Source organism: Methanococcoides mangrovi (genome assembly GCF_052057775.1).
GTDB lineage: Archaea > Halobacteriota > Methanosarcinia > Methanosarcinales > Methanosarcinaceae > Methanococcoides.
Window position 1 is genome coordinate 1,490,546 of record NZ_CP195121.1, and the last position, 11,979, is coordinate 1,502,524.

Annotated in this window: 12 protein-coding genes and 1 pseudogene; 6 read left to right on the plus strand and 7 right to left on the minus strand. The window is 44.0% G+C overall.

Going from position 1 to position 11,979, the window contains the following annotated elements:
* Window positions 1-216 precede the first annotated feature (216 nt).
* Genes hypE through ACR3I3_RS07585 form a run of 5 tightly spaced genes read right to left on the minus strand, consistent with a single transcriptional unit; the run spans window position 217 to window position 3,744 of the window.
* Complete coding sequence (gene hypE / locus ACR3I3_RS07565; RefSeq protein ID WP_440951657.1) at window positions 217-1,302, minus strand: hydrogenase expression/formation protein HypE; 1,086 nt, start codon at window positions 1,300-1,302, stop codon at window positions 217-219.
* Between the two features lie 48 nt (window positions 1,303-1,350).
* Window positions 1,351-2,007 (minus strand): hydrogenase nickel incorporation protein HypB, encoded by a 657-nt coding sequence (gene hypB, locus ACR3I3_RS07570; protein ID WP_440951658.1) that lies wholly within the window; start codon window positions 2,005-2,007, stop codon window positions 1,351-1,353.
* Window positions 2,008-2,028: 21 nt separating this feature from the next.
* Window positions 2,029-2,412: a hydrogenase maturation nickel metallochaperone HypA gene (hypA, locus tag ACR3I3_RS07575; RefSeq protein ID WP_440951659.1), complete on the minus strand. Its 384-nt coding sequence runs from the start codon at window positions 2,410-2,412 to the stop codon at window positions 2,029-2,031.
* Between the two features lies 1 nt (window position 2,413).
* The gene (hypD, locus tag ACR3I3_RS07580) at window positions 2,414-3,511 is read right to left on the minus strand and encodes a hydrogenase formation protein HypD (RefSeq protein WP_440951660.1); all 1,098 of its coding nucleotides are present in this window, start codon (window positions 3,509-3,511) and stop codon (window positions 2,414-2,416) included.
* Window positions 3,508-3,744 (minus strand): HypC/HybG/HupF family hydrogenase formation chaperone, encoded by a 237-nt coding sequence (locus ACR3I3_RS07585; RefSeq protein WP_440951661.1) that lies wholly within the window; start codon window positions 3,742-3,744, stop codon window positions 3,508-3,510. The genes hypD and ACR3I3_RS07585 overlap by 4 nt, the downstream gene beginning before the upstream one ends.
* A gap of 172 nt (window positions 3,745-3,916) precedes the next feature.
* Between ACR3I3_RS07585 and ACR3I3_RS07590 the strand changes: the two genes are divergently transcribed.
* The 4 genes and pseudogenes from ACR3I3_RS07590 (at window position 3,917) to ACR3I3_RS07605 (ending at window position 7,968) form a co-directional block, all read left to right on the plus strand.
* Window positions 3,917-4,987 carry a hydrogenase small subunit gene (locus ACR3I3_RS07590; RefSeq protein ID WP_440951662.1) on the plus strand — a complete coding sequence of 357 codons (1,071 nt, stop codon included), beginning with the start codon at window positions 3,917-3,919 and terminating at the stop codon, window positions 4,985-4,987.
* A gap of 104 nt (window positions 4,988-5,091) precedes the next feature.
* Window positions 5,092-6,774 (plus strand): annotated as a pseudogene (locus ACR3I3_RS07595) (nickel-dependent hydrogenase large subunit).
* 67 nt (window positions 6,775-6,841) lie between these two features.
* Window positions 6,842-7,237, plus strand: coding sequence for a hydrogenase maturation protease (locus ACR3I3_RS07600; protein WP_440951663.1), 396 nt, complete (start codon window positions 6,842-6,844; stop codon window positions 7,235-7,237).
* 281 nt (window positions 7,238-7,518) lie between these two features.
* Window positions 7,519-7,968 carry an SRPBCC family protein gene (locus tag ACR3I3_RS07605; protein WP_440951664.1) on the plus strand — a complete coding sequence of 150 codons (450 nt, stop codon included), beginning with the start codon at window positions 7,519-7,521 and terminating at the stop codon, window positions 7,966-7,968.
* Between the two features lie 72 nt (window positions 7,969-8,040).
* Here the strand turns inward: ACR3I3_RS07605 and ACR3I3_RS07610 are convergent, their stop codons facing one another.
* A complete protein-coding gene (locus ACR3I3_RS07610; RefSeq protein WP_440951665.1) occupies window positions 8,041-8,226 on the minus strand; it encodes a DUF1059 domain-containing protein in 186 nt (61 codons plus the stop codon).
* Between the two features lie 278 nt (window positions 8,227-8,504).
* Between ACR3I3_RS07610 and hypF the strand changes: the two genes are divergently transcribed.
* The gene (hypF, locus tag ACR3I3_RS07615; RefSeq protein WP_440951666.1) at window positions 8,505-10,826 is read left to right on the plus strand and encodes a carbamoyltransferase HypF; all 2,322 of its coding nucleotides are present in this window, start codon (window positions 8,505-8,507) and stop codon (window positions 10,824-10,826) included.
* 49 nt (window positions 10,827-10,875) lie between these two features.
* On the opposite strand, the gene ACR3I3_RS07620 is transcribed toward hypF, so the two are convergent.
* Complete coding sequence (locus ACR3I3_RS07620; RefSeq protein ID WP_440951667.1) at window positions 10,876-11,271, minus strand: winged helix-turn-helix transcriptional regulator; 396 nt, start codon at window positions 11,269-11,271, stop codon at window positions 10,876-10,878.
* Window positions 11,272-11,453: 182 nt separating this feature from the next.
* On the opposite strand from ACR3I3_RS07620, the gene fae reads away from it, so the two are divergent.
* Entirely contained in the window at window positions 11,454-11,957 is a 504-nt protein-coding gene (gene fae, locus ACR3I3_RS07625) for a formaldehyde-activating enzyme (protein WP_440951668.1), read from the plus strand.
* Window positions 11,958-11,979 lie beyond the last annotated feature (22 nt).

The window sequence follows — 11,979 nt, forward strand, 5'->3', positions numbered from 1 at the left end:
GAAGAGATAATGAAACCAGAGGTTAATAGTTCCCATCCATCATGGATAATGATGATAGTTGTATATGTCTTTTGTGGTCCTTAGTTCAAACAAAATTACGTGTAATCTCAAAAGAAAATATCAAAAAGCATTTTGAGCATCAGATAGGGTATTCGGGTATTTAACCCCAAAGGGACCATATGCATCTATTCAAAAAAGTATAATCTGATCCGTAACTCAGCAGATCCTTGGTATCAGATCACCTGTAGGCGTATCTACATACCTCATGCTTCCGATCGTAGTTCTCATCAAAACCTTTCCCGTATTCTCATCGGTTGCCTCTCCTATGATGGCAGCATCCTTGCCATATTCATGTTCACGAAGAATTGCCAGCACTTCTTCTGCATGTTCAGCCTTTACACCGATGATCGCCTTCCCCTCATTTGCCACTTCAAGCGGGTCTATCCCAAGCATTTCACAGGCAGAAGATACTGATTCTTTTATAGGCAGATCCTTCTGTTCAATGACGATCCCTGTTCCGCTCTTTTGCGCAATTTCGTTCAGTGCACCTGCAACCCCTCCCCTTGTCGGGTCTTTCATGGATGATATAGCCGTTTTTCCTTCTAGAGTTCTTATCTTAACAACGGATTTTATCATATTCCACAATGGAGCGACATCAGATACAAGATTCGTGCCGAGTTCGAACCCTTCTCTGTGAGCCAGAAGCGATATCCCATGGTCGCCCATGGTACCTGTAAGGATTACTTTGTCACCGGCACACAAACCACAGTCCCGTATCACTTCATTCGCTACCCCGATGCCAGTAGTATTAATTATGATAGAGTCAAGTCCGTTTCTCTCTACCGTTTTTGTATCACCTGCTATGATGGGGACACCCACCTCTTCCGCAGCTTGGTTCATGGACCTGATTATTTTCTCAAAAGACTCAAGTTCAAATCCTTCAGGTACAATCATCGCACAGGTAAGTGCAAGAGGTGCAGCTCCCATTACTGCAAGATCGTTCACCGTACCTGATACAGCAAGCCTGCCAATGTTGGAATCCGGAAAAAAGGCAGGTTTGATCACATGACTGTCTGTGGTGACCACGATCTCACCAGGGTTATTGCCAGTGGTATTGTCATTAATGTTGTTATTTTCAATAATACCTGAGATGCTTATCGTAGCACCATCATCGAGAGCATCAAGTCCCACAAGTCCCGCAGACCTGAAGGTTATATTGTTGAGGATCAGGTCACGTATCAGAGCCTGCATCGGCTCTCCGCCTGCTCCGTGTTCCATCCTTATGACATTATCTTTTAGCATTATTCTCACATTGACCTGTCAGCTTTATCAGTATCAGAAACAAGTATGTTATTCTTCAAGATACGACTCAATATACTCAATCCATCTGTCAATGCTTACACTATCATTCTTAGAGGTAAGAAGTACCGGAATTGATGGTTTCAATTGCTTGATGTCAGCCTTCATTTTTGAAGGATCTGCATCGACAGCTTCACTGATGTCAACTTTGTTCACGATGGCAATGTCAGAGGTTTTGAAGATCATAGGATGTTTCAGAACAGTATCATCACCCTCGCTTACACTTACGACCACAACGCGGACGCGTTCACCGAGTTTGTAATCAACAGGACAGATGAGATTTCCCACGTTCTCAATGAAGAGGATGTCAATGTTCTTAAGGTCCAGATCCTCCAGTGATCTTTCAACAAGTTTAGCATCCAGGTGACATTCCCTTCCGGTGTTTGCAGCTACCGTTTTCACACCAAGCTTTTCGAAACGGGATGCATCCATCTCTGCTACCACATCGCCTGCAATTACTGCTATCCTGTAACGGTCTCGGAGTGCATTGATCGCCTCTTCAATAAGCGTCGTCTTCCCGGAACCGATGGCTCCCATGATATTCATGGCAAAGACCCTGTTCCTGATCAAAAGCTTCCTGTTGCTATGTGCAATTTCATTATTGGCCTTCAGGACATCTTTGTTAACGTTTACAACATGCATCAGCATTGATAAATCCCCTCTTAAATTTCATATTTCGATATCGATCGTCCGGATCATGAGCTCATCCCCATCCACTAGCTGAAGCTGCTTACCGCATACCGGACAGGTCTGAATTGCATATTCGTAAAGTGATGGATGATCTTCATCACGAAGTTTATCCGGAACTCCTGCATCTCCTCTGTATCCGCATTCACACTCTCCGGATGGTGGGACGAAATTCACATTGACCTTCGCACCTTCTGCAATACTATTGCGGGACAGGACATCAAGGCAGAACATTAACTGTTCCGGATTCACATGTGTAAGCCCGCCGATTTCCAGTGTTATGGCGTTCACTGCAGCCGCTTTATTCTTTTCTGCTGTTGCCATCACAGTGTCAAATATCTCACAGGCAATTGAATATTCATGCATGTTATAGTCCTTTATTATGTTTGTATTTGTACCAGTTATAGCATGTACCTTCCAGACTAACCATACAGGGTCCGACCGGATCTTTAGGTAAACATTTCGTTCCAAAGAGCGGACATTGTGATGGCTGGGCACGTGCTGTCAGTATTTCAGCACACATACATCCTTCGTAAAGACCATTTTCAGCAACATCGGTGTCTGGAGCAGTTTTCTCATGATCGATCTCTATTTCCTCATAGATCCCTGCATGAACATTCGCAGCATCGAATTGCTCAAACTCCTTTCTCAGAGCAAGGCCAGATTTTTCGATCATTCCGATCCCACGCCACTTGCTATCGGTCTTCTTAAATACCTCATACATCATTTCCCTGGCCATGAGATTCCCCTCGGCATTCACAGCTCTCGGATATGCATTCTCAACAAAGGACCTTCCTGATCCGATCTGGTTCTGTATCATGGCTATCCCAAGAAGGACATCCAGAGCTTCGAATCCAGTTACTACGATTGGAAATCCCTTTTTCGAAATGCATTCATATGGATCTGTACCGATGATCGTTGAAACGTGTCCAGGTGCCAGAAATCCATCAATGTTCGTATCCTGTGTGAGTATCTCCATTGCCGGAGGCATGAGTTTATGGGATGTTAGAATGGTGAAGTTCTCAGGCACACCTCTCAGCAAGGCAGCAGCATTGGAGGGTGTGGTGGTCTCAAATCCGATCCCGAAAAATACTGTCTGCAGGGTAGGGTTATCTTTTGCGATCCTGATGGCATCATCGATGCTGTAGACCATGCGAATATCAGATCCATCGGATCTGGCATCGAAGAGACTTCCCTTAGTTCCCGGGACCCTCATCATGTCCCCAAAGGATGTGATAACTTTTCCGGACCTTGCCAGTGCAATTGCAAAGTCGATATCCTCTGCAGGTGTTACACAAACCGGGCATCCCGGGCCGCTTAACAGCTGAACGTCCTCGTTGATAACATCGCGGATCGCGTATTTTGATATGGTCCTTTCATGGGTGCCACATACATGCATTATCCGGAGAGTGGTGGCATGTTCATTGATCCTTGATATCAGCTTTTGCTCAATGTTTTCCATCATATCAACTTGGGGTCCATCACATCTCTTAGTAATTTGAGAATTTCTTCACTTTCTTCATCAGATACCAATGAGATGGCATAGCCGACATGGACAAGTGCATATCTGCCTATAAGCGAGCTATCAGCTCCTCCTATCAGATCAAGGTTCACCTTTCTCTTTATACCCCCGATATCCACAGTAGCCGTATTCTCATTCAGGATCGAAGTTATTTTACCCGGAATGGCTATGCACATACTATAAAAATGGAATCTTTTGTATTTAATATGTGGTGTCTGCCAATAGTGGTTGGATTGTTATTTATACCTGAAAGTAAAATAACTACAATAGTGGGATGGGTTTTATCGGGCGTTTTTAGTGGGAAATATCCGGATTCATTTCAAAGATAATTCATATTGGGATGGTCAATTGAGTGAGGAAAATACCGATTCAGGGAGCATTGTCGATAATCTTGACTTCTTAAGAATGGACTGGCACAAGTTCCTTAAGGCAAGAAAGTCGGGCGAGGGTTTCAAACTTCTGGAATCCTATCTGAATGATGTTCCGGCAGATAATGACTTTCCTGAGACTCGTGTACTGTGGATCCAGGGAGCCCAATGTACAGGTTGCTCTGAGTCTTTACTGGATGCCTCCAATCCTGAACTCCTGAAGGCATTCGAGATACTGAACATAGATCTGAAACGTCATGAAGCGTTCCTTGCACATCAGGGGCTATTTGTTGATGGGGAGCCTTCCAATACTTCAGAACTAAATTCAGAAATACTTCTTGATGAGATAAGTGAACAGGGAAATTATATTCTGATGGTGGAGGGTGCAATTGCGAACGGTCCTGATGGCTCGGGAAAATATTTCATGTCCGGAAACCGCAGCAGCAAGGAAATGTTCAAAAAAGCAGCCCAAAATGCTGACCTGATAATAGCTGTGGGAACCTGTGCTGCTTACGGTGGCATAAATACAGCCGGCAGCGATATTGTTGATATTCTGGATTACCGGGGCGTTGCTTTTACGAAAAAGGACCCTTCAAAAGGGATGCTGAAGGTTCTCGGGATAGATAAACCGGTTATCAACATTCCGGGCTGTCCTCCTCATCCGGACTGGATAATCTATACGTTAAGTGCGATCATATCCGGAAATGTCAAAATACCAGATGACCTGCCTGAGGTGCTGGATGAATTTGGCAGGCCAAAGGTATTCTTCCCGCCGGATCATAATGTCCATAAGGACTGTCCACGTAAGGAATTCTTCAATAACAAGGAATTCGATACCTGTGTGGGTGGAGAAAAGTGCCTGCTGAAGATGGGATGCCAGGCTTTCCTTGCACATGCCGACTGTGCATTGCGTAAATGGAATGAAGGGCACAGTTACTGTGTTCAGGCGGGTTCCCCGTGCATAGCATGTGTGGAGCCGGATTTTCCAGATAATGCAAGACCTCTGTATTCAAGCAGGAAAAGTAAAAAGAGAAAGGAGGCTGATCAATAATGGTCCGTGTAACAGTAGACCCCCTTACAAGGGTTGTAGGTCCCTTGAGACTGGATACTGAGGTCGATGAGAATGGTATTATCAGAGAGGCCAGAAGTTCCAACATGATCTTCAGGGGTTTTGAACGTATATATCGCGGTCAGGACCCAAGGGATTCAATTCTCCTTTCCCAGAGGATCTGTGGTGTCTGCCCTGTAGCCCACTCCATAGCCGCGGTCAATGCGCTTGACGAGCTATATGGTGTTGCTGAGTCTGTTCCAAAGGATGCACTTGTTGCAAGGAACATCAATCAGGGACTGAACACGGTGTCGAACCATTTACTCCATTTCTACATCCTGTGGGGTCCCGATCTCGCAAATCCCGCTTATGGTAATGTACTTTCCACTTTTGGTGAACTGGGGGCTTCGGTATGGAAAGAAATGCTGGGAAGATTCGCTCCGATAAGCTATAAGATCGGCGGAGAAGCTATCCCTCCCGGAAGTTCATACGTTGGCGTTATCCCGATGAAGAAAATACTGCATGATGCCGGTGCTGTTATCGGTGGAAAGATGCCTCATCAGACCGTTACTTATCCCGGTGGGGTTACGAACAATCCAACAGATTCGGATGTTCAAACGATGTCATCCATTATGTCTGAGGTTGTCGATTTCTTAAACTCTAATTCAATAGGAATACCCTTTGAAGACTGGATCGGGAACACGTACAGGGCATCTTCCCCAAAGAAAGCTGTGGATTTCTTTATTGAACACCTTAACGAACTTACTGAAAAGTCTCTTCAGACAAACGACCTTTCACGTTCAAATGGATGGGGAGATGTTGAACTCTATTCTGCATTTGGTTCGGAACTTATCGGTGAAAAGTTGCTGGGACTTCCTATCAGTCTCAAGCACGACAAAATGAGTGGCTACAATGACCTTTCAAAGATAGGTTTCCTTTCATACGGCGGATTCTACAACGTGGACCATGAAGGCTATGACCCCACAAGTCCTTCCGGTGATCGCTTCCAGACCTCCGGTTTTATGACCAGCTCTTTAGAGTTCCATAAATTTGATTCAGATAAGGTCACGGAAAGCGTTAAACATGCTTTCTATGATGACTATGAAGGTTACAGACATCCGTATGAAGGTGTGACCGAACCTTTCATCGATCCCGATCAGATCGATTATCAGGATTTCTCACAGGAAAAATACACATGGTCCAAAGCTCCGCGTTATGATGGCATCCCATGTGAAGTGGGGCCATTATCCCGTCTGCTTATCATGAAAGAGCCACTTATCACAGGTCTTGTGGAACTGTTCCGGGAACATGGCTATTCTCCTTTTGACAGTTATACCAGAATGATAGCACGCATGCAGGAACTGTTCATAATCACCAATGAAGTGGTCAAATGGATAACAGCAGACCTTGATCCGAACGGAAAGTTCCGGGTGGACATTGACATGTAGGCAGCCCGGGATTCCAGGGGCAGGGGTTTTTGTGAAGCTCCCCGGGGTGCTCTGGGACACTGGGTCATAACAGATGACGATGCAAAAGTCGCCAATTACCAGATCGTCACACCAAGTGCCTGGAACCTTAGTCCCAGGGACAGTGAAGGAGTGCCGGGTCCTCTTGAACAGGCACTGGTTGGGTGCAGGATATCTGCGGTTGATAACTGGCTGGGAGTTGATTTCAGCAATCCTACCGGCATATTGCATGTGGGGAGGTCCTATGATCCCTGTATAACGTGTGCTGTCCACACCATAGATCTGACAGGGAAGAACCCATCTGGCATGGTCAGGCTGTTGTGAGAATATGAGGTTATAATATTCAGAATATACACTGTAGTATTAACTGAAATACACATCGGAGGTCTGAATGTCTGAATCTGTTCCATCTGTTCGCATAATCGGATGCGGGAATCTTTTAATGGGGGATGATGGAGTTGGTGTGAGGGTTGTAGAGGCTCTCGAAAAGATGAGGCATGGTCTTCAGGAGGGTGTTGATATCCGTGATGCTGGTGTATGTGGCCTGGATCTCCTGAACCTGCTGGAAGATGTTGATAAGGTCATTATTATTGATTCAGTGGTTGGCAGTGGAAATGCAAAAAAAGGTTCAATTCTTCGCTTTGAGATTGAGGATCTTTTGGACAAAGATAATGAGCACGTTGGAATTTTTTCTGCCCATGATATCGGTATTTTTGATATTCTGACCATTGCAAAACATTTTCAGGAACTTCCAGAGATCGTATTTTTTGGTATAGAAGTGGGTTAGATCAGGCAGTATATATCAATGGACATAAGTCCGGAGATTCTTGACGCAGTGGATAGGCTAATTCCGTATATTATTGAGGAAATTGAAAGAACATGGGCCAATAGCCGTATTTACTTGAAGAATAACATATAAGATAGTAGGAGTGTGAGCTAAAGGATTCTTTGTCAATCATAGTGATCCCATTTGGCAAAATATCCGGAAAAACGTCTGTAACCTTGTTTTCGCTTCCGCATTAAAGCAATCTGGTTTGAAAAAAGATTTGTGCTTTAGGAATTGGTATTATGAGAGAAATTAATACTGAGATCGAGATCAATGCATCCGCAGAGGTTGTATGGGATATACTCACCGACTTTCCGTCGTTCCCACAATGGAATCCCTTCATTCGTAATATTGAAGGAGAAATAAAGGTTGGCTCACGCCTTGAAGTATACTTGAAATTAACTGGTACAAAAGGTATGAACTTTCAACCTGGAATTCTCTCAGTAAAGAGGGAAAAGGAACTGAGATGGCTGGGGCACTTATGGATCTCCGGATTGTTTGATGGAGAGCATATCTTTAGAATCGAATCACTTGATCCAAATCGCGTACTTTTTGTCCAGCATGAAATCTTCAGGGGTCTACTTACACCAATTGTATTTCATCTAATAGAAAAAGACACTCGACGTGCATTTGAGGAAATGAATGAGGCTCTCAAAATACGATCCGAGAATTTATCTAAAAAAGAAAGTTGAATAAAAAAATAGTTTTATTCGGACGTAACTTCCCTGTTATGAGAAAGTCATCCAGCTTTACGATGAGTGCTGTTATTCTTCCTTTATTGCTGCTTTTATCTCTTTTTGAGTTTCAGGGTCATTTAATTGCTCATCAGTGTAACCATGTTCTTCTTTGGCGTGCTTTACAGCAATTTCCATCATTTCATCCACGGTTTCCCCTTCAGCAACAAAGGGACAAGCTACCCCAAGATCTTTACAAGCTAATTTATATACCATAAATAAAACCTCCCATTTTTTATTATCTAATCCTTTCTATTTAAAGACGGTGCAATATGCTCAATCCAGTATGATAAAATATTGAATATTTCCATCCTAAAAACTTTTATCTCAATAAACAATTGATGAAGCTTATTCACGGATTTGGTGATGCTCAATTTTTCCTTTTAGAACTCATGAATCACTTTACTATTCATGTCCATTGTAAGACAAGAATAGCCCCCGGATAAAGAAATCACGAGGTCTATTTATACTATTTTGAACCAGTTACATTAAAGATGCAAATTCAATGCAGGAAGATCAATGTTAGCGGAGTAGTACAGGGTGTAGGCTTCCGCCCTTTCGTATATCGTATCGCGACAGAGAATGACCTCTGTGGTTATGTGAAGAACACAGGTAATGATGTGGAGATTATTGCAGAAGGCAATAAAGAGGACATCGACCGTTTTCTCCACGAACTACAGAATAAAATGCCACCTCTGTCGTTTATAGACCAAATAAGAACGGATTTTTCCCGTGAATCAGGCTTTTCCGAATTCTCGATACTTGAAAGCGTACAGGATCAAACTGCAAGATCCATTATCCCGCCTGACACTGCAATCTGTTCCGATTGCCTTCGTGATATGTATGATAATAAAGACCGACATTACCATTATCCTTTTACATCCTGCACTAACTGTGGCCCTAGATATTCCCTGGTAAGCTCTCTTCCTTTCGACAGGGAAAATACCAGTATGTCTGAATTTCCCCTGTGTCCGGAATGCCGTCTTGAGTACAAACTGCCTTCTGACAGGAGATTTCATACACAGGCCACGTGTTGTCCTGATTGCGGTCCCGTCCTTTCACTCGTCAATTACAGTGGCGATGTCCTTGCATCCGGACATGAAGCCATTCTCAGATGTGCTGAGATCATAGATCGCGGATCGATCGTAGCGATCAAAAGCTATGGAGGTTTTCATCTTGTATGTGATGCGACTTCAGACAGTGCTGTCCTGAAGCTCAGGGATTCCTTTAACCGTCCTGCACAGCCTTTTGCGGTGATGGCTAAAGATGTTGAGACGGCATCTTCTTTTGCCAGTATCGATGCAGACGAGAGTTTCCTGTTGCAAAGCAGGCAGCGTCCGATCGTTGTTCTGGACAAAAGCAATGACTTTTCACTATCTGATCATATTGCTCCCGATCTGTACAATATAGGTGTTATGTTACCGTACTCAGGCACACATCACCTACTTTTCGATAATACTGATTCGGATGTTTACGTGATGACATCTGCAAATCTTCCAGGTCTCCCTATGGTGATCGATAATAGGGAGGCATTGGCGCATCTAAACAGGAAAGCAGATCATTACCTTCTTCACAACTATGCTATCCAAAACAGGACCGACGACTCGGTCATCAGGTTCGTTAATGGCAGGAAAGCTTTCATACGCCGCTCCCGGGGTTTTGTACCAGAGAGGATAGAGCTTCCATTCTCAATAGATCCAGCGATAGGCGTTGGTGCCGAGCTGAACACTACTGTTACACTGGCAAGGGACAACAATGCATACATTTCCCAGTATATCGGGAATACAAGGCACTTTGAGACTTCTCAGTATCACAAGCAGGTCGTTTCTAATTTTGAACAGTTGACAAAGATCACCCCTCAGCGATGGGGTTGTGACCGACATCCGGAATTTAATACCACACGTTTCGCATATGAGCAAGGTGGTAATAACACGGTCTTCGTCCAGCACCATTATGCACACATCGTTTCGCTAATGGTGGACAATCTCTTGCCGGAAGATTCAAGGATCATCGGCATCGCTCTTGACGGCGCAGGCTACGGTGAGGATGGAACAATATGGGGTGGGGAGATTCTTGAAACCACGTATTCCGGTTATGAAAGAGTTACTCATCTTATGGAACAGCCGATGCCGGGCGGGGACATGGCTGCGATCTATCCTTCACGTATGGTTCTGGGGATACTGCATGATGTTCTTGAGCCGGATGAGTTGAGAGAACTGCCTCTTTACTTCAGGCATGGTGAATCTGAACGTGAGATTGTGTTGCAGCAACTGGAAATAGGTGTAAACCTTGTCAGAACGAGCAGTTTTGCAAGGGTGCTTGACAGCGCATCAGCGCTTCTGGGTATCTCACAGTATCGCAGTTATCAGGGTGAGCCTGCAATGAAACTGGAGTCTGTTGCAAAAAAGAGCGTGCACAATCTGGATCTGCCTGTCGTTTGCAAAAGAGGAGTGCTTGATACTACAAGTCTGTTATATGATCTGTACGAAAGGCTTGATACAAACTCAGTCGATGATCTGGCATATTCTGTAGAGGATGCACTTGCTTTCGGGGTTGCGGAACTTGCTGTTTCAGCTGCTAAGAAAAGGAGTATTGATGTTATAGGACTCAGTGGTGGGGTTGCATATAATGAACACATAACAGGTCGCATCTGTGAAGTTGTAAAGAACGCAGGATTTGAATTCATTACCCATAACAGAATTCCATGTGGTGATGGCGGGATTTCTCTGGGACAGGCAGTTGTTGCAGGTAATTTAAGGAATTCTGTTCCTCATTTTATGGCTAAAAGGAAGATGAGAGTGCGGAAATTGTGTTAATGGGCTAAGGATAACTTATCTTTCTGCTTTTTTGATGTAATCAATAACTTTAGTACCTGAGTATCTCTTGATCGTCTATCCCAAGGATCTTCTTTGTCAGCTCAAAGCTCTTTTCAGTACATTCCGGAGCAGACTCATCAACGCACTCCTTATATGCAAATCCGGAAAGCTCGTAAAGCACCCTGTTGAGGTTCCTGCCTTTGTCCGTCAGGTGATATTCGATAGAAAGCGGGGTTTTGGAGACGATCACTTTTTCTATCAGTCCGTCCTGTTCCATCTGGCGCAATTTGTCTGAGAGCACCTTGCTGCTGAGTTTCGGGTTGTTCTTCAAAAAATCGTTGAATCGTGTGCTTCCACAGAACATGTCCCTGATGATGTTAAGGGTCCATTTTTTGCTTATCAATCTGATCGCTTTATCGATAGGGCTGTGTTCGAGTTCTCCCATGATTTCTCACCTGGTTACCATTTGGTTAGATTAAGTTATTAAATAACCTTTTGTAATTAAGGAGTGCTAAACCGGTCTTGTAGAATGCTTCCTGATTTCAGAGTAAAATTCGGTACATACCTTAAATTATTTCCGTTGAAATCCGGATCGTCCCATTCTACAGGCCACACGGAGAATAAAATATGGCAAAGATCACACAGAGTCTTATTGGCGAAGCATTGGTAGGAGAAGGACCTGAAGTTGCACACATCGACCTTGTTATAGGTACAAAGGGAAGTGCAGTTGAGACAGCGTTCATGAATGCACTTGCAAACCCACAGCAGGGTCATTCCCCATTGCTTGCAGTACTTGAACCAAATGTTATGCCAAAACCTGCAACACTTCTGGTGAACAAGGTAACCATCAAGAACGTATCCCAGGCTTCCCTCATGTTCGGACCTGCACAGGCAGCTGTTGCAAAAGCTGTAATGGACACTGTAGCTGATGGTGTTATTCCAAAAGAAGAAGCAGAAAACCTTCTCATCATTGTTTCAGTCTTCCTTGAATGGGATGCAACAGATAAGGAAAAGATCTACGAGTTCAACTACGAAGCAACAAAGATGGCGATTAAGCGTGCTATCGACGGAACACCTACAGTTGATGAAGCACTTGCAAAGAAGGACTCCGCAGAGCACCCATTTGCTTAAACATATTCATTCTGTGAATAAA